This is a genomic window from Sphingomonas sp. (genome assembly GCF_039595165.1).
Lineage (GTDB): Bacteria > Pseudomonadota > Alphaproteobacteria > Sphingomonadales > Sphingomonadaceae > Sphingomonas.
This window is the reverse complement of sequence record NZ_JBCNMA010000008.1, coordinates 1-17502: the sequence shown is the minus strand read 5'-3', so window position 1 is coordinate 17502 and position 17502 is coordinate 1. Positions and strand designations below refer to the sequence as shown.

The 17502-nt window shown below is 68.9% G+C and carries 15 protein-coding genes; all 15 read right to left on the bottom strand.

The window, feature by feature from the left end; translation table 11 throughout:
- Positions 1 to 81: 81 nt before the first annotated feature.
- On the bottom strand, positions 82 to 714 hold the full coding sequence (locus ABDV68_RS02515) for a hypothetical protein (RefSeq protein WP_343518072.1): 633 nt from the start codon (positions 712 to 714) through the stop codon (positions 82 to 84).
- A gap of 233 nt (positions 715 to 947) precedes the next feature.
- Positions 948 to 1340 carry a hypothetical protein gene (locus ABDV68_RS02510; protein ID WP_343518071.1) on the bottom strand — a complete coding sequence of 131 codons (393 nt, stop codon included), beginning with the start codon at positions 1338 to 1340 and terminating at the stop codon, positions 948 to 950.
- A gap of 195 nt (positions 1341 to 1535) precedes the next feature.
- A complete protein-coding gene (locus ABDV68_RS02505) occupies positions 1536 to 1898 on the bottom strand; it encodes a hypothetical protein (protein ID WP_343518070.1) in 363 nt (120 codons plus the stop codon).
- A 123-nt stretch (positions 1899 to 2021) separates the two neighbouring features.
- Entirely contained in the window at positions 2022 to 2885 is an 864-nt protein-coding gene (locus tag ABDV68_RS02500; protein WP_343518141.1) for an XdhC family protein, read from the bottom strand.
- Positions 2886 to 2935: 50 nt separating this feature from the next.
- On the bottom strand, positions 2936 to 5122 hold the full coding sequence (paoC, locus tag ABDV68_RS02495; RefSeq protein WP_343518069.1) for an aldehyde oxidoreductase molybdenum-binding subunit PaoC: 2187 nt from the start codon (positions 5120 to 5122) through the stop codon (positions 2936 to 2938).
- Positions 5123 to 5127: 5 nt separating this feature from the next.
- Positions 5128 to 6078 (bottom strand): xanthine dehydrogenase family protein subunit M, encoded by a 951-nt coding sequence (locus ABDV68_RS02490; protein WP_343518068.1) that lies wholly within the window; start codon positions 6076 to 6078, stop codon positions 5128 to 5130.
- A complete protein-coding gene (gene paoA, locus ABDV68_RS02485; protein ID WP_343518067.1) occupies positions 6075 to 6707 on the bottom strand; it encodes an aldehyde dehydrogenase iron-sulfur subunit PaoA in 633 nt (210 codons plus the stop codon). Before paoA ends, ABDV68_RS02490 begins: the two co-directional genes overlap by 4 nt.
- Before the next feature lie 110 nt (positions 6708 to 6817).
- The gene (locus tag ABDV68_RS02480; protein ID WP_343518066.1) at positions 6818 to 7354 is read right to left on the bottom strand and encodes a molybdenum cofactor guanylyltransferase; all 537 of its coding nucleotides are present in this window, start codon (positions 7352 to 7354) and stop codon (positions 6818 to 6820) included.
- Positions 7351 to 8115 (bottom strand): uroporphyrinogen-III C-methyltransferase, encoded by a 765-nt coding sequence (cobA, locus tag ABDV68_RS02475; RefSeq protein WP_343518065.1) that lies wholly within the window; start codon positions 8113 to 8115, stop codon positions 7351 to 7353. The genes ABDV68_RS02480 and cobA overlap by 4 nt, the downstream gene beginning before the upstream one ends.
- Positions 8108 to 10705, bottom strand: a complete 2598-nt coding sequence (locus ABDV68_RS02470) for a molybdopterin-dependent oxidoreductase (protein WP_343518064.1) — start codon at positions 10703 to 10705, stop codon at positions 8108 to 8110. The genes cobA and ABDV68_RS02470 overlap by 8 nt, the downstream gene beginning before the upstream one ends.
- A 289-nt stretch (positions 10706 to 10994) precedes the next feature.
- On the bottom strand, positions 10995 to 11333 hold the full coding sequence (gene nirD, locus ABDV68_RS02465) for a nitrite reductase small subunit NirD (protein WP_343518063.1): 339 nt from the start codon (positions 11331 to 11333) through the stop codon (positions 10995 to 10997).
- Entirely contained in the window at positions 11333 to 13819 is a 2487-nt protein-coding gene (nirB, locus tag ABDV68_RS02460) for a nitrite reductase large subunit NirB (protein WP_343518062.1), read from the bottom strand. Before nirB ends, nirD begins: the two co-directional genes overlap by 1 nt.
- Positions 13819 to 15012 carry a hypothetical protein gene (locus ABDV68_RS02455; protein WP_343518061.1) on the bottom strand — a complete coding sequence of 398 codons (1194 nt, stop codon included), beginning with the start codon at positions 15010 to 15012 and terminating at the stop codon, positions 13819 to 13821. The genes nirB and ABDV68_RS02455 overlap by 1 nt, the downstream gene beginning before the upstream one ends.
- Complete coding sequence (locus ABDV68_RS02450; protein WP_343518060.1) at positions 15012 to 16247, bottom strand: nitrate/nitrite transporter; 1236 nt, start codon at positions 16245 to 16247, stop codon at positions 15012 to 15014. Before ABDV68_RS02450 ends, ABDV68_RS02455 begins: the two co-directional genes overlap by 1 nt.
- 254 nt (positions 16248 to 16501) lie before the next feature.
- On the bottom strand, positions 16502 to 17502 hold a 1001-nt coding region (locus ABDV68_RS02445; protein WP_343518059.1), incomplete at its 5' end, for an ABC transporter substrate-binding protein.

Sequence of the window (17502 nt, the reverse complement as noted above, 5' to 3'; positions counted from 1 at the left end):
TGCTCGAAACCGCTTGCGGGTTCGACCGCGCAGCGGCGGTAGCCCGCCCCGAACGGGAGCGCCCAGCTTTTTGTCTCGCAGTCATTCCTCCACCACCTCTGTCGGGGATGCTGATAGGGCTCTGCGGCGGACTTCCACGACCCAAGCCGGCCCATCCTGGCTATAAACCGCCGCATAGTGGTTGGCTTCAGCGAGCGAGGTTGATCCCGCGACCATTGCGTCGCCATCGCCGAACGCGTCTTTCTGCCACACCTCGTATTCGACCTCGACTGTCTGCGTCTCTGGTGTGGAGGTCTTGAGGGCGGCAACCTTGGCGAGCGCAGACGCGATGTCGTCCGCGCCGAGGGCAATCCCGGCCTTCTCGACCATCCGCTTGAACAGCAGCCGATTGTTCGGATGACCGATTTCATCGCGCCAGTTTGCCAGCACCGATCCTTCTTCATCCCGTGATGGCGTAGTATCGGTGGCGAAGCGGAGCATCAGCCTGATGCACGACGAACGGGTGACCACATTCGTCACACCCGCCATTTCTTCAAAGAGCGCGTTTGCCCGCTCCTCTGTTGGTGCAGGGCGGCTTTGCAGGGCGGTGAGGGCATGCCGAACCGCGATTTCCATTTGTGCAGGCGTGTACCTGCGACGGCCGTCATCGGCTTTCGGCGTGTCATATGCCTCAGCGTGCTCGATAGCCCGCGTGATCAGCTCGTCATTTCCCATGGGGGCGGTCTCCGATATCGAGATGGTCGAACTCGCCGCGACGAGCGCGCTCCATGATGCGATGGCGCTTGCTGACCTGGGCTAGCCGCTGGGCGGCCTTGTCCCTTTCGGCTTGCTTATCCTCTGGACCGAGTCCACAGATTCCCTCTTTCCAGCCATCAAACGGGCAATCTCCGCAGACGTAGCAGGCTGGCCAGAACGAGCAGTTCTCCGCCGCACGCGGTCGCTGATCCTCACCCGGCATGGGAGTGGTCCTTGGATTGAAGGGCTTCGCGAGCCCCGAGGATTGCCGCATCACGAGCACGGCGACGCTCGCCCATCATGTGGATGCGCTCCTCAGCCGAAAGCGAGCCAAAATGCTCATCGTCGGCGGCCAGTATCTCCGCCGATGTCATCTGGCTCGCCAGCCATTGCGCCGATGCCCGCAACCGCTCCACCTCCGCTGTGGATGATCGGGCTGCCTCATCACGGGTGCGGAGGGCGATCAGGACGGCGCGCATTTCAGTGCTGCTGGCATCGTACTTCCCGGTCAGGAACCCTTCGGCATGTTCCGGGCGAGCTTCCGCGCAGATCGCGCGCGCCCGCTCCACCAGCTCGTCTCCCGGTGTGGGGTGATTAGTTGTCATGGGCGCGCGCTCCGAAGTATGATGTCGATCTCGTCACGAAACTTCTGCTGGTCCGCAGGCCACAGGTCCCTCAACTCCCGCTGATGCTCCCCCGGAGACGCGGGGCATGATGTGGGGTGTAGGCGGCGAAATATGCGCTCGTAATCAGGCTTCTGCAGCAACGCTTCGCCGACAGAGTAGACGGTTAGCGAGCGCTCACCCGACATTGGGCGTCTCCTTCAGGGCGGCGCGGATCAGGGCGATGCGTTCGTCCGATCCGTCACCCTCATGGCCACCGCTTTCGTGAAAGCGCAGAAGGGGCTCGACGACGCTTGCAACGATCTCCAAGCCCGTTGCGATGCCCAGATTGACCCCGGACATTGCCTGGTCACGCCAGCTATGATAGCGGCCGGTGAATTTATCACCTGCGTACTCTCGCTGGAAATTGAAAGGGTAGATCTGAGTCGGGAGGCGGGTTTCGTCCTCCCGGTAGAAGTCGCTCTCATTCCATGACGCGGGGGGCCAGGTCACGCGAGCGGTGGACAATTTCTGGACAGCAGATTTGCCTTTGTTCCTCATTTCGGTCCGCCTTGTTCACGGTCAATCTTCCGTGAAACGACGGTTTTCCGTGCTTTTCCCGCATTCGTAATGCGGGGGTCACAGGTTCGAGTCCTGTAAGCGGCACCATTTTCTCCACCACCCCTACGGCGTCGGTGCGTTGAGCGCCGCGATCATGCCGGCGGCGATCGAGAGTGCGATCTCCGACGCGCCGGTCGCGCGGATGTCGAGGCCGGCGGGGCCCTGAATGCGCGCGAGGTCGCGTGCCGACATGCCGGCATCCGCCAGTCGCTCGAGCCGCGCGGCGTGGCTGCGGCGCGATCCCAGTGCGGCGATGTAGCCGGTCGGCGCGGCGAGGGCGGCGAGCAGGGCGGGATCGTCGATCTTGGGGTCGTGGCTCAAGGTGACGATCGCGGTGGCCATGTCCGGCTTGCGCCGGGCGATCGCTTCGTCGGGCCAGCCGTCGTCGAGCTCGCAATCGGCGAAGCGCTCCGCGGTCAGGAAGCGGCCGCGCGGATCGATCACGGTCGGCGTCACGCCGACCTGCCGGGCGAGCGCCGCGAGCGCCTGGGCGATCTGGACCGCGCCGACGATCAGCAGGCGGCGCGGCGGGTCATAGCGATTGACGAAGCCGGAGCCGTCGCCCTCGCGGCTCAGTCCGGTGGCGAGATCGGTCGCGACGACGAGCCGTTCGCCCGCATTGCGCGCCCGCGCGATGCGCTCGAACAGGAACGGCGGGAAACCGGCGTCCGAGACCGGCTGGACCAGCACGGCGATCTCGCCGCCGCACGGCATGCCGACCTCCCAGGCGGTGGCGTCGGCGACGCCGTAACGTTTGAGCATGGCGTGGGCGCCGGCGATGACGTCGGCCGCCGCCTGGAGGACGTCGCCCTCGACGCAACCGCCGGACACCGAGCCCTCGAACCGCCCGTCCGCGTTGACCAGCATGTGGCTGCCCACCGGCCGCGGCGCCGAGCCCCAGGTCGAGATCACGGTCACGAGCGCCATGCGGTCGCCGTGCCAGCGGGCGGCCGCGTCGAGGATGATCTCGATGTCGCTCAAGCGGCGGGCAGCTGCTCGAAGAACTTGTCCAGCGTGATCGGATACTCGCGTACGCGCACCCCGGTCGCGTTGTAGACCGCATTGGCGACCGCGGCTGCCACGCCGCAGATGCCGAGCTCGCCCACGCCCTTGGCCTTCATCGGCGAGGACAGCGGATCGACCTCGTCGAGGAAGATGCATTCCTGGTGCGGGATGTCGGCATGGACCGGCACCTCGTACCCGGCGAGGTCGTGATTGACGAAGAAACCGAAGCGCTTGTCGACCGCCAGCTCCTCCATCAGCGCGGCGCCGACGGCCATCGTCATCGCGCCGATCACCTGGCTGCGCGCCGATTTGGGATTGAGGATGCGCCCGGCCGCGCACACCGCCAGCATGCGGCGGACGCGGACCTCGCCGGTATGGGCATGCACCGCCGCCTCGACGAAATGGCCGGCGAAGGTGGATTGCTGGTAGCGGCGGGCGAGGTCGCCGAACTCGATCGCGTCCTCGGCCACGATCTCGCCGCCTTCGGCAGCCTTGCCGAGCGCGAAGCTGCGCCGGCCGCCGCGGACCTTGCCGCCGCTGAAGGTCGCGGTGGCGGGATCGAGGCCGAGCTTCTGTGCGACCGTCTCGCGCAGCTTGACGCAGGCGGTGTAGACGCCGGCGGTCGAGCTGGCCGCGCCCCATTGCCCGCCCGAGCCGGACGAGACCGGGAAGCTCGAATCGCCGAGCCGCACCGTGACCCGGTCGAGCGGCACGCCCATCATTTCGGCGGCGGTCTGGGCGATGATCGTGTAGCTGCCGGTGCCGATGTCGGTCATGTCGGTCTCGACCGTCACGTGCCCGTCGGCGGCGAGCCGCACCCGCGCGGCGGACTTGGTCACCGGCGCGTTGCGGAAGCCGGCGGCGACGCCCATGCCGACCAGCCACTGGCCGTCGCGCACGCTGGCGGGAGTCGCCGAGCGCTTGCTCCAGCCGAAGCGCTGCGCACCCTGGCGCAGGCACTCGACCAGCTGGCGCTGCGAGAAGGGCTTGGGCGGGTTCTCGGGCACCACCTGGGTGTCGTTGAGGATGCGGAACTCGACCGGGTCCATGCCGAGCTTCTCGGCCATCTCGTCGATCGCGATCTCGAGCGCCATCATCCCCGGCGCCTCGCCCGGGGCGCGCATCGCATTGCCCTCGGGCAGGTCGAGCACCGCGAGGCGGCACTGCAGCATGCGGTTCTCGCCGGCATAGAGGAAGCGCGTCTGCTGCACGCCATTCTCGATGCCGCCGCCGGGCAGGTCGCCCGACCAATTCTCATGCCCGATCGCGGTGATCTTGCCCTCGCGCGTCGCGCCGAGGCGGATGCGCTGGATCGTCGCGGGGCGATGCGGGGTGTTGTTGAACATCAGCGGCCGGGTCAGCGCGACCTTGACCGGGCGGCCCGCGGCCCTGGCGCCGAGCGCGGCGAGGATCGCATCGGCGCGGACGAACAGCTTCCCGCCGAAGCCGCCGCCGATATAGGGCGAGATCAGCCGCACCTTCTCGCGCGGGATGCCGAGCGTCCGCGCGACGTCGCCGCGGCCCCAGTTGATCATCTGGTTCGCGGTCCACAGCGTGAGCTGGTCGCCCTCCCATGCCGCGATGCTGGCGTGCGGCTCCATCATCGCGTGCGCCTGGTCGGGGGTGTGGTAGGTCGCGTCGATCGTCACCGGCGCCGAGGCGAAGGCGGCGGCGAAGTCGCCGAGCTTGAGGTCGGCCTGCTCGCGCGAGGGCTGTGCGCCGTCCTTGGCGGCATGGAGGTCGAACGCGCCCTTTCCGCGGGCATAGTCGATGCGGACCAGCGCCGCGGCGGCGCGGGCCTGCTCGAACGTTTCCGCGACGACCAGCGCGACCGCCTGGTGGTAATGCTGGATCTCGGGGCCGCCGAGCAGGTGCGCGGTGTTGAAATTGCCCTTTTCGAGCTTGCCGGCATTGTCGGCGGTGATGATCGCCAGCACGCCGGGCGACGCCTTGGCAGCGGCGAGGTCGATCGACTCGATCCGTCCCTTGGCGATCGCCGAGCCGACGACGAAGCCATAGGCGGCGTCGGGCGCGGGTTGCTCATAGGCATAGGGCGCCTGGCCGCAGACCTTGAGCGGGCCGTCGATGCGGTCGGTGGGCTTGCCGACGACCTTGAGCTGGTCGATCGGGTTGGTGCCGGCGGGGGTGTCGAACTTCATGACCATCAACCCCTTGCCTGCGCCAGCACCGCGCCGAGCGTGCGCTCGACGAGGGGCAGCTTGAACGCATTGTCCTTGGTCGGGCGGGCTCCGGCGAGCAGCCGGTCGGCCACCGCCTTCGCCCCGCGCGGCAGCGCCGCCTCGACCGCCTCGACGCGCCACGGCTTGGGCGCGATCCCGCCCACCGCGATGCGGCCGCTGCCGTCGCGCTGGAGGACCGCCGCGATCGAGACGAGCGCGAAGGCATAGGAAGCGCGGTCGCGCACCTTGTGATAGACATGCACGCCGCCGAGCGGTGCGGGCAGCGTCACCGCGGTGACCAGCTCCCCGCTTTCGAGCGCGGTCTCGACGTGCGGCGTGCCGCCCGGAAGCACATGGAAGTTGGCGAGCGGAATCGCGCGCGTCGCACCGTCGGGCTTGACCGTCTCCACCGTCGCATCGAGCGCGCGCATCGCGACGGCCATGTCGCTGGGATGCGTGGCGATGCATGCCTCGCTCGTCCCGATCACGCCGAGCTGGCGGCTGAACCCGCCGATCGCGGCGCAGCCCGAGCCGGGCTTGCGCTTGTTACAGGCCTGATTGGTGTCGTAGAAATACGGGCACCGCGTACGCTGGAGCAGATTGCCGGCGGTGGTCGCGCGGTTGCGCAGCTGGCCCGAGGCGCCCGCGAGCAGGGCGCGCGACAGAACGCCATAGTCCTTGCGGATGCGCCGGTCGGCGGCGAGATCGGTGTTGCGCACCAGCGCGCCGATGCGCAGCCCGCCGTCGGACGTCGCCTCGATCCGGTCGAGCCCGATGCGGTTGACGTCGATCAGATGGGTCGGCGCCTCGATCTGAAGCTTCATCAGGTCGAGCAGGTTGGTGCCGCCGGCGATGAACCGCGCGCCCTGGGTGCGCACGGCCGCGGCAGCGGCTTCCGCCGGGGTGTGCACGCGCTCATAGGTGAAGGGTTTCATGCGCGCCTCCCCGCGACTTCGGTCATCGCGTCGAGGATGTTGGAATAGGCGCCGCAGCGGCAGATGTTGCCGCTCATCCGCTCGCGCATCTCGTCGTTGGTGGCGCGGGGGCGGGCGTTGAGGTCGGCCGAAACGTGGCTTGGGATCCCCGCGCGGATCTCGTCGAGCACCGCCACCGCCGAGCAGATCTGGCCTGGCGTGCAATAGCCGCACTGATAGCCGTCATGCTTGACGAAGGCGGCCTGCATCGGATGGAGCTTGCCGGGCGTGCCGAGGCCCTCGATCGTCGTCACTTCGTCGCCGTCGTGCATCACGGCGAGCGTCAGGCACGAGTTGATCCGCCGCCCCGCGACGATCACCGTGCAGGCGCCGCACTGGCCGTGGTCGCAGCCCTTCTTGGTGCCGGTGAGGCGAAGATGCTCGCGCAATGCGTCGAGCAGGGTGGTGCGGGGATCGAGCGCGAGCTCGCGCTTCGCGCCGTTGACGGTGATCGTCACGGGAGTCATCGCGGGTCCCGCTTGCGGCGCCGCGACCCGCGCCTCCGTTGCAGGAACCGCCGCGACCGCGACCGAGGCGCTGCCGCCGACCAGCACGCCGCGCCGCGTGACGCCGAACTCGTCGTCCTTCATGTCCTGACTCCCGTGCCGTGGCGATCGTCTGTCGCGGGCTGCCGATTCACCGGCATTGTAACCGTTGTCATCGCCTTGGGCGATAGCGGTTCATCGAAGAGCGGGAGAGGTCAGGCGGCGTGGGCCGCGGTCCAGTCGGTGCGGGTGTTGATGTTGTGTAGCGGGCGGGGTTCGGCGACCCGCGTCGCGCCGCAACGGTCGATCCAGACGCGCCAGCGGCGGTCGCCGGTGGCGAGGAAGGCGGTGAGCGCAGCGTGCAGCGCGGCGGGCCACCAGCCAATGAGCCATTGCTGCTCGAACACCTTCGGCTGTGAGCCGGCGAGGCGCTCGGGAAGATCGTCCGGGAGGGGCACGACATCCACCGGCGCGGTCAGGACTCCGTCAAACCCGTTCGCTGCGGCGTAGCGGAGCGCTGCCTCAAGACCGGCGAGCGGGCCGATGCGTTCGGCGGTGGAATCGGGGAGGGCGCGGAACTCGCCCCAGCTGCGGCCGCAGATTGCGACCTCCTCGACCTGGCATGCGAGGACGGTCACGATGTGGTCGAGCATCGGGGCGCCGTTCAACGGCACGAGCGCCTTGTCGCTGCCGAAGCGGCGAGAGGCGCCGCCGGCGAGCACCGCACCGAGGATACGCGGCGGGCGGGTCACGCGATGAGTGCTCGTGCTGGCCGGACCGCGGCCGGGCGAGCCACTGCCTCGCCGATCAGCAGCAGGGTCGGGCGGTTGCCGGCGATCGACTTGACCGCCAGCGGGAGGAGGTCGAGCCGGCTGGAGAGATGCTGTTCGGTGGGTAGGCTGACGTCGCAGACAACGAGGACTGGGGTCGAGCGGGGGAGACCCGCCGCGGTGAGCTTCTCGCTGATCTCGCGCGCGGCCCCGCGGCCCATGTAGAAGGCAAGCGTCGAGCCGGCATGGGCGAGCGCGGCCCAGTCGAGATCGAGCGGCTCGCCGGCGCGGGCGTGCGCCGTCACGAACTGGACGCGGCGGGCGAGGCCGCGCAGCGACAGGGATAGCCCGGCCGAAGCCGCGGCGGCGCTGGCGGTGGTGATGCCGGGGCAGATGCGCGCAAGGATGCCGGCGCGGGCACAGGCCTCCATCTCCTCGGCGCTGCGCGCGAAGATCGCCGGATCGCCACCCTTGAGGCGCACGACGCGCTTGCCGAGCAAGGCCGCCTCGACGAGCAGGCCGTTGATCGCGTCCTGGTCCTTGGAGTGGCGGCCCGCGCGCTTGCCGACGGGAATCAGCTCGGCATCGGGTGCGAGCGCGAGGATGTCGGGGCCGACCAGCGCGTCGTAGAAGACGATCTCCGCCGCGGCGATCAGGCGGGCGGCCTTGAGCGTGAGCAGCTCGACATCGCCGGGGCCGGCGCCGACGAGCCAGACCGAGCCGGATGGGAAGTCGTCAGCCATTCACGGCCTCCTGTCTGGTGTCGGCGAGGATGCGGGCGAGCGCGGGGCGGCACGATCCGCAATTGGTGCCGGCTTGGAGCGCCGTGCCGATCGCGGGGACATCGGCCAGCTGCTGGTCGCGGATCGCGGCGACGATGGTGTTGAGGCCGATATCGAAGCAGACGCAGATCACCGCGCCGCGATCGGGCTGGGCGCCCGGCGCACGGCCGGCGAGCAGGGTCGGGGCGACCTGCGGCGCGGAAAGCTGCGCGATCAGCCAGTCGCGTCGCGGCAGCTCGCCGGTGCGGGTGACGAACAGGGCGGCGGCGAGGCGGCCGTCGCGCAGGATCGCGACGCGGCGGGTGCCGCGCGCCGGGTCGGTCGCCTCGATCCGCTCGCCCGCGGGCAGCAGCTTGTCGAGCCGGAGGGCATCGCCATTGCCCGCCATCTCCCACAGCGTCCCGGCCGGGATCGCGACGCGCGTCGCCCAGAGGCATTTGGGCGGGGCAGGGAGATCGCCCGTGACAATCAGGAAGGCGCGCCATTCCGCCGAGACCGGATCGATCCGCGCCGGGGTCAGCTTGAAGCCCGGCTGGCCGGAGATCGGATCGGCGAGCGGGCGCGGGAGCAGGCCGGTGCGGCCGCCGGTCGAGGTGCGATCGGTCCAGTGGATCGGCGTGAACAGCTCGCCCGGCCGCTGTGCCTCGGTGACGGACGCGCGGAAGATGCTTTCGCCCTGCGGCGTGGCGACGCGGGCGAGGCCGCCATCGGCGATGCCGAGCGTAGCGGCGTCGTCTGGGTGGATCTCGACCAGAGGCTCCTCGCGGTGGCGCGCCAGTTTCGGCGACAGGCCGGTGCGCGTCATCGTGTGCCACTGGTCGCGATAGCGCCCGGTGTTGAGCGTCATCGGCCAGTTGGCGAGCGCGTCCTGGAGCGGGCGCTGCGCCACCGGCACCAGCCGTGCCCGACGGTCGGGCGTGGAATAGCGGCCGTCGGCGAAGGGCGTGCCGCCCCAGCGCTGCGGTTCCATCGTCTCGTACGCCGCGTTGCCGCCTGCGCCGCCATTGGGCAGCGCGAAGACGCGCGCGCCGTCATTCTGGTAGGTCGAGAGGCGGCAATGCTCGCGCCAGATCTCGGCGGCGCGGTCATAGGCGAAGGGCGTTTTCCAGCCCATGCGCCGGGCGACTTCCTTGACGATCCACCAGTCGGGTTTCGCTTCGCCCGGCAGCGGGAACAGCGCGCGCTGGCGGCTGATCGTGCGGTCGGAGTTGGTGACGGTGCCGTCCTTCTCGCCCCAGGCGGCGGCGGGGAGGCGGACATGCGCGAACTCGCCGGTGTCGGTGCGCTCCATCACGTCGCTGACCACGACGAAGGGACAGGCGGCGAGCGCCTCGCGGACGCGGCCGGCATCGGGCATCGACACGGCGGGGTTGGTCGCCATCACCCACAAAGCCTTGATCCGTCCCTCGTCGATCGCGCGGAACAGGTCGACGGCCTTGAGGCCCGGCTTCTCGGCGATCGACGGAGACGCCCAGAAACGCTGCACGCGCTCGCGATTCTCGGGCGCGAAGTCCATGTGCGCGGCGAGGGTCGAGGCGAGCCCGCCGACCTCGCGCCCGCCCATCGCATTGGGCTGGCCGGTGATCGAGAAGGGCGCCGCGCCGGGCTTGCCGATCCGGCCGGTGGCGAGATGGACGTTGATGATCGCATTGCCCTGGTCGGTGCCGCTGATCGACTGGTTCACCCCCTGGCTGAACAGCGTGATCGTGCGGGGCGTCGCGGCGAACCATTCGTAGAAACGCCTGAGGTCTGACGGCGGCACGTCGCAGACGCGCGCCACCGACCACAGGTCGCTTCCCTCTCCAAGCTTGTCCCAGAAATCGTCCGGCACCGCGACATGCGCGGCGAGATAGTCCCGGTCGAGCGCGCCCGCCTCGCGGCAATAGTGAAGCAGGCCGTTCATCAGCGCGACGTCGCTGCCTGGGCGGATCGGCAGGTGGAGATCGGCTTCCTCGGCGGTCTCGGTGCGTCGCGGGTCGATCACGACGAGCTTCGCCCCCGTCTCGCAGCGCGCGCGGATGCGCTGGTAGACGATCGGGTGGCACCAGGCGGTGTTCGACCCCACCAGCACGAACAGGTCGGCGGCGTCGAGGTCGTCATAGCTGGCGGGCACGACATCCTCGCCGAACGCGCGGGCGTGCGCGGCGACCGCGCTCGACATGCAGAGGCGCGAATTGGTGTCGATGTTCGCCGAGCCGATGAAGCCCTTCATCAGCTTGTTGGCGACATAATAGTCCTCGGTAAGCAGCTGGCCCGAGACATAGAAGGCGACGCTGTTGGGGCCGTGCTGCGCGACGGCGTCGCGGAAGCGCTTCGCGACCAGGTTCAGCGCCTTGTCCCAGCCCGCGCGCTTCATCCCGATCATCGGATGGAGCAGCCGGCCCTCCAGCCCGACGGTCTCGCCGAGATGGGTGCCCTTGGAGCAGAGCCTGCCGCGGTTGGCGGGGTGGTCGGGATCGCCCTCGATCTTCGCTTCGCGCGGGCCGGTGACGGTCGCGCGAATGCCGCAGCCGACGCCGCAATAGGCGCAGGTGGTGCGGATGGGGGTCACTTAAGCCCCTCCCTTTCAGGGGAGGATTGGAAGCCCCCTTCTTGCTCTTGCAATGTTGGAATTCGTCTGCTGCACTTGGGCTGCCGGAGCCGATGTCCCGGCCGCGCTTCGAACCGCGGTTTTATCCGCCGCGCGGACCCGTTGAGTCTGTCGACTTCGTCAACTCCGCAGGCGCTCGCGATAGTGTAAAGCCAGTGTAAAGTTTCAGCCCGCGAAAGCCCCGATCGCTTCCAATGACGCCGCCGGGCCCAAAATGCTGCCCTCCGGGGAAGGATTTGAGAAGTGAGCTTCACGCCGCCCCCGCGAGCGCCTCGGCGCGGGCGATGAGGATGCGGCCGCCGTCGATCTTGACCGGGATCACGGGGACACAGCCTTCGTCGCCGCCCAGCGCCTTGCCGGTGACGAGCGAGATGCGCCAGTTGTGCAGCGGACAGGCGACCGAGGTGTCGTGGACGATGCCCTGGCTGAGCGGTCCCTGCTTGTGCGGGCATTTGTTGACCAGCGCATGGACCGATCCGGTCGCGGTGCGGAAGATCGCGATCTCGTCGCCGCCATGCACCGGAAGGGTGCGCGCGCCCATCGCGGGCAGCTGGTCCACGGGACCGATATCGAGCCATTCGGCGTCCATCATTCTGCTCCCACGACCGCGAAGGGCCGGATTTCCGCGATATGCTGGTGAAGTTCGCGCTCGGCGCCCGCGGCGCGCTCCGCCCAGGGGTCCTTCTGGAGGTGGCGCTGGGATTCGAGGAAGCGTTCCTTGAGCGCCTCGCGGCCCTCGGCGTCGTCGACGATGCGCGACTTGATGTAATCGAGCCCGACGCGCTCGACCCATGGCGCGGTGCGGTCGAGGTAGCGCGCTTCCTCGCGATAGAGCTGGATGAAGGCGGCGCAGTAATCGAGCGCTTCCTGCTCGGTCGCGACCTTGCACAAGAGGTCGGTGCCGCGCAGGTGGATACCGCCGTTTCCGCCGATGTGCAGCTCGTAGCCCGAATCGACGCAGATCACGCCGAAGTCCTTGATCGTCGCCTCGGCGCAGTTGCGCGGGCAACCGCTGACCGCGATCTTGAACTTGTGGGGCATCCACGAGCCCCAGGTCATCTGCTCGGTCTTGATGCCGAGCCCGGTCGAATCCTGCGTGCCGAAGCGGCACCATTCGGAGCCGACACAGGTCTTCACCGTGCGCAGCGCCTTGCCATAGGCATGGCCCGAGACCATCCCCGCGGCGTTGAGGTCGCCCCAGATCGCGGGCAAGTCTTCCTTCTTGATCCCGAACAGATCGAGCCGCTGGCCGCCGGTGACCTTGACCATGCGCGCGCCATATTTGTCGGCGGCGTCGGCGATCGCACGCAACTCGTCCGGGGTGGTGACGCCGCCCCACATGCGCGGGACGACCGAATAGGTGCCGTCCTTCTGGATGTTGGCGTGCATCCGCTCGTTGACGAAGCGACTCTGCGGGTCCTCGACATGTTCGCCGGGCCAGGCGCAGAGCAGGTAATAGTTGAGCGCCGGGCGGCATGACGAGCAGCCGTCGGGCGTCGACCAGTTGAGCGCCTGCATCACCTGGGGGATGACCTTGAGCTCCTGCGCGACGATCTCGCGACGGACATCGTCGTGCGTGAAGCTGGTGCATTTGCACATCGTCTTCGGCCCGGCCTGGACCTCGTCGCCCAGCGTCAGCGCGAGCAAGGTCTCGACCAGCCCCGTGCACTGGCCGCAGCTCGCCGAAGCCTTGCAGGTGCCGCGCACCGCGTCGAGGCTGTTCGCGCCGCCGGCGATGCAGGCGACGACCTGGCCCTTGGAGACGCCGTTGCAGCCGCAGATTTCCGCATTGTCGGAAAGCGCCGCAACGGCCGCCTTAGGGTCCGCCTGGCCCCCTCCCGAGGCGAAGGCCTGGCCGAAGATCAGATAGTCGCGCAGGTCGGACACATCCTCCTGCTTCTTGAGCAGATCGAAATACCAGCCGCCGTCGGCGGTATCGCCGTAGAGGACGGCGCCGACGATCCTGTCGTCCTTGACGATCACGCGCTTGTACACGCCGCGCGCGGCGTCGCGCAGGACAATGTCCTCGCAGCCTTCGCCGCCCGAGAAATCGCCCGCGGAGAAGACGTCGAGCCCGGCGACCTTGAGCTTGGTCGAGGTGACCGATCCGCGATAGCCGGTTGGACTTTCTGTGAGATGATCGGCGAGCGCGCGGCACATGTCCCACAGCGGCGCGACAAGGCCATAGACGTTGCCGTCATGCTCGACGCACTCGCCGACCGCGAGCACGTCGGGGTCGGACGTGACCATATGGTCGTCGACCTTGATCCCGCGCCCGACCTCGAGCCCCGCGTCGCGCGCAAGGGTGGTGGAGGGGCGGATGCCGACGGCCATCACGACGAGGTCGGCGGGAATTTCGGTGCCGTCCTTGAGGCGAACGCCCTCGACATGGTTCTCGCCGAGGATCGCGGCGGTGTCGGCGCCGGTGATGACCGTCTGGCCGCGCGCCTCGAGCGCCTGTTTGAGCAGCCAGCCCGCGGCTTCATCGAGCTGGCGCTCCATCAGGGTGGGCATGAGGTGGAGGACGGTGACCTTCATCCCGCGCAGGGAGAGGCCGTGCGCGGCCTCGAGGCCAAGCAGGCCGCCCCCGATCACCACCGCGCTGCCGCCCTTGTTGGCGGCGGCGAGCATCGTGTCGACATCGTCCATGTCGCGGAAGCTGATCACGCCGGGCAGATCCTTGCCCGGCACCGGGATGATGAACGGATCGGAGCCGGTGGCGATCAGCAGCTTGTCGTAGCTGGTCGAGATGCCGCCGCGCGAGGTCACGGTCTTCGCCGCGCGGTCGATGCCGATCACGGGGTCACCGGCGATCAGGTCGATGCCGTTCTCGACATACCATTCGGGCGTGTTGATGACGATGTCGTCGAACGCCTTCTCGCCCGCGAGCACGGGAGAGAGCATGATGCGGTTGTAGTTCACGCGCGGCTCGGCGCCGAAGATGGTGACGCGGTAGCGCGTCGGGTCACGAGCGAGGATCTCCTCGACCGCGCGGCAGCCGGCCATGCCGTTGCCGATCACCACAAGATGCTCGCGCGTATCGTCCTTTGCGGCCGCGATGCGTTGCAATTCCATCAGATCGTCCAATCCAGTTGCAGCCAGAATTTGCTTGTGTCGGCCGCGAAGCGGTCCGCCTCGTAGTCTGCGAAGCGGACCGAGGCGGTGGTCTTGCCGAACTTCGCCGAGGCGAGGAGGTTGAGCTCGTCGCCATAGTGGCGGGTCAGGCGGTCGCTCTCGTAGCGGTGCCAGGCGGCCTGGAAGGTCACGCCCCTGGCCGGGCCGATCGACTGCCAGCCCCAGCCGGCGCTGACATAGAGGTCACGCACGCCGTCGGGCGGGGTGGTGAGATACTTGTCCGCCCAGCCCTGGAATTTGAAGTTGGTGCCGAGCGGGGTCTGGAAGCTGGTGAGCGCTGCGCCGCTGCTGGCGCCGAGGATCTCATAGCCTGCGCCGAGCTTCGGGCCGTTGAGGTCGAGCGACAGGTCGGCGAGCCAGTAATCGGCGGCATAGTCGTTGGGGTTGCGGCCCATGTCCGACTGGCGGGCGTGGCTGAGTTGCCAGGCGAGCTTGGCCTTGCCGATCGGGCGGGCGCCGGCGAGGCGCACGCCGAAGGTCTTGCTGGAGAGGCGGAAGCCCTGCACCGCGGCCTCGTCCTGATCGACCCAGTAAGCGAAGCCGGTGAGGGCGCCGATCGGCGTGGCGTAGGAGAGATTGGCGAAGATGTTGTCGCCGCTCACCGCGCGCTGGCGGGCGCCGGTCCCGTCGATCCCCCAGATGGTGCGTACGGCCCAGGCATAGGTCAGGTCGGCCTTGAGCCCCTTGAGCGGCGTCACTTCGGCGCGGACGGCGTCGAAGCTCTGGCCGTTCTGGCGGAAACCGACGCCGCCGACGAAACGCTCGTCGTCGAGCAGGATGCGCTGACGGCCCGCCGTGAGCGTGGCGAACGGCAGCTTGAGGCCGAGCTGAGCGCGACTGATCGCGACATTCTGCGGGTCGGCGATCAGCGGGCGGGTCACGGCGCCGTGGAGACCGTCATCATAGTCGCCCGCGATGGCGAGGTTGCCCTGCGCCTCGACCAATGCGGTGAGCGGACCGTGGCTCGCCTGCACCCCGGCGCGGACGCGGAGGGTGAGCGCGTCGGCATCGAGCGGCAGGCCATTCTGGTCCACTTGTTCGTAACGCAGCCGGGCCTCGGCAATGGGCGTGGCGGTCTGGGCGGCGGCGGGCACTGCCGCCGCCAGCCCGGCGAGGAGGAACGCGGCGCGCATCAGATGCGCACGCCCTCGGCCGCGCCCCAAGTCGCGCGCCACTTGCCCTTGACCAGCAGGAGGCCGGCCAGCGCCATCACTGCGAGGCCAGCGAAGATCAGGAAGCCGCCCGAGAAGCTGCCGGTCCACTGCTTGACGAGCCCGAGCGAGGAGGCGAGGTAGAAACCGCCGACGCCGCCGGCCATGCCGACCAGCCCGGTCATCACCCCGATCTCGGCCGCGAAACGCTGCGGCACGAGCTGGAACACCGAGCCGTTGCCGGTTCCGAGCGCGAGCATCGCGAGGACGAACAGCAGCAACGCGGTCGCGAAATTCTCGGCCATGCTGACGCCGACCAATGCGAAGGCGGCGAAGATGAACACCGCGGTGAGCGCCTTCACCCCGCCGATCGCGTCGGCGAGCGCGCCGCCGAGCGGGCGGATCAGCGATCCGGCGAAGACGCAGCCTGCCGTTGCATAGCCCGCCTGGATGGTGGTGAGGTCGAAGCGGTCGGTGAAATAGATCGGCAGGCTGGCGGCGAGGCCGACGAATCCGCCGAACGTGACGGCGTAAAAGCCCATCAGCCACCAGGCGTCGGCCACCTTGAGCGGCTCGAAATAGTCGGTCAGCGACTTGGCCGGCGGGCGGCCCGGCGCGTCCTTGGCCATCACGACATAGGCGATCAGGACGAGGGTCAGCGGGATGCAGGCGAGGCCCAGTACCGCGTTCCAGCCGAACAGCTTGGCGAGCGCCGGGGCGAACAGCGCGGCGAGCACGGTGCCCGAATTGCCCATGCCGGCAAGGCCCATCGCCTTGCCCTGATGCTCGGGCGGATACCAGCGGCTGGCGAGGGGCAGCGCGATCGCGAAGCTTGCCCCGGCGAAGCCCAGGATGACGCCGAGCGCAAGCGTTCCGGCGAAACTCGTGACGCCGGCCACCCAGGCGGTGGACAGGCCGACGATGACGATCACCTGACTGATCGTGCCCGAGCGCTTGGGCCCGATGCGGTCGACCAGCAGGCCGTTGACGACGCGCAGAATCGCCCCGGCGAGCGTGGGCACCGCGACCATCAGCCCCTTTTGCGCCGGGGTGAGTGCGAGCGTCGTGGCGATCTCGGGGGCGAGCGGACCGAGGATCACCCAGACCATGAAGGCGAGGTCGAAATAGAGGAATGCGGCGATCAGCGTGGGCTTGTGCCCGCTCGACCAGAAATCCGACTTTGCGGGCGCATTCGCGCCCAGGAATGTGGTTGCCATCTTCTGTCCCCGTGCGATGGACAAGAAAAAAGCCGCCGGAACGGCGGCCATTGACAGCGCGTTCCGGCGGCTTCGTTGCCTGTTTCGGTTGATGGGGCTTACGCCCCGGCCCGTTCGCGGTGCCGCTCCCTCCGTTGGAAGCCTAGCCGCTCGATTCTGCCCCGGCGTCCTTGCCGAGTATGGAAAAGCTGCCCGATTCATGCGGGCCCGGCAAGCGTTTTCTTCGCACGTGCAATATTTTTAGGTGCGCCGCATTACGGCAGGGCGGCGAGATAGCCGGGGATGTCCTCAGGGTCGAAGGCCCGGCGATCGAAGAAACGGTCGGCGCCGAGGACGAGGCGGCCCTGTACCGAGCCGGCCCCGATCGGCTCGTCCAGCCCGCCCTCGAGCTTCGAGCTGGCACCGGGCAACGGCGCGCCCGATCCCGCCAGCGCCGCGCGGTAGAGGTCGGGACGGAAGGTGCTTGCCGCGGTCGCCGCATCGGCGTCGGAGTAGGAAAGACCGTCCCACCGCGCCATCTGCGAATAAAGCCACGCCGCCTGGCTGCGCCACGGGAAATTGGCGGCCTCGCGATACTGGAACATGAAGTCGGGATAATGGACCGGCGCGCCGCCGGGAACGAGGCGGATGCGATCGGTGATCGCGCGCAGGATCGCGTCACGCGAGGCATCGAGATAGGCCGCGCCGGCGAGGATGTCGGCGCTCTGCTCGGCGGTCTCGGGACGCACGAAATGCGCCGCGGCGGCATGGAGCGCGCGGATCAGGCGGAGCACGGCATCGCGCCGATCGTCGGCGACGTCGCCGCGCAACGCGAGCACCTTCTCGACCCCGCGCCGCCAGATCTGCGCCGTGGCGAGCGCGATGCGGCCGACGCCGCGATCGACCGCGATCGAGTTCCACGGCTCGCCGACGCAGATGCCGTCAACCTCGCCCGCCGCCAGCGCGTCAGCGGCGAAGGGCGGGCTGGTGACGGCGATCTCGACATCGGTGTCGGGACGGATGCCAACGCCGGCGAGCCAGTAGCGCAGCATATAGTTGTGGCTTGAATAGCGGTGGACCACGCCGAATCGCAGCGGGCGCCCTGCCGCGACGCGCGCCGTCGCGACCTGCTTGAGCGCAGCCCCGACCGCGACCGGATCGCCGAGCTCGCTGCGCAGGCCGACGGCATCCGCGTGGCGGCCCGCCGCGATGGTGCCGCGGGCCGCCACGCGAATGCCGTCGGCCTGCGCGCGTTCGACGATAGCGCGGACCCGCG

Coding starts and splice junctions, on each gene's coding strand:
- cobA (WP_343518065.1), bottom strand. CDS start 8,115: ATGGCTGACGACTTCCCATCCGGCTCGGTCTGGCTCGTCGGCGCCGGC.
- nirB (WP_343518062.1), bottom strand. CDS start 13,819: ATGGAATTGCAACGCATCGCGGCCGCAAAGGACGATACGCGCGAGCAT.
- ABDV68_RS02455 (WP_343518061.1), bottom strand. CDS start 15,012: ATGCGCGCCGCGTTCCTCCTCGCCGGGCTGGCGGCGGCAGTGCCCGCC.
- ABDV68_RS02500 (WP_343518141.1), bottom strand. CDS start 2,885: ATGGCGCTCGTGACCGTGATCTCGACCTGGGGCTCGGCGCCGCGGCCG.
- ABDV68_RS02515 (WP_343518072.1), bottom strand. CDS start 714: ATGGGAAATGACGAGCTGATCACGCGGGCTATCGAGCACGCTGAGGCA.
- ABDV68_RS02450 (WP_343518060.1), bottom strand. CDS start 16,247: ATGGCAACCACATTCCTGGGCGCGAATGCGCCCGCAAAGTCGGATTTC.
- ABDV68_RS02505 (WP_343518070.1), bottom strand. CDS start 1,898: ATGAGGAACAAAGGCAAATCTGCTGTCCAGAAATTGTCCACCGCTCGC.
- nirD (WP_343518063.1), bottom strand. CDS start 11,333: ATGGACGCCGAATGGCTCGATATCGGTCCCGTGGACCAGCTGCCCGCG.
- paoA (WP_343518067.1), bottom strand. CDS start 6,707: ATGAAGGACGACGAGTTCGGCGTCACGCGGCGCGGCGTGCTGGTCGGC.
- paoC (WP_343518069.1), bottom strand. CDS start 5,122: ATGAAGTTCGACACCCCCGCCGGCACCAACCCGATCGACCAGCTCAAG.
- ABDV68_RS02510 (WP_343518071.1), bottom strand. CDS start 1,340: ATGACAACTAATCACCCCACACCGGGAGACGAGCTGGTGGAGCGGGCG.
- ABDV68_RS02490 (WP_343518068.1), bottom strand. CDS start 6,078: ATGAAACCCTTCACCTATGAGCGCGTGCACACCCCGGCGGAAGCCGCT.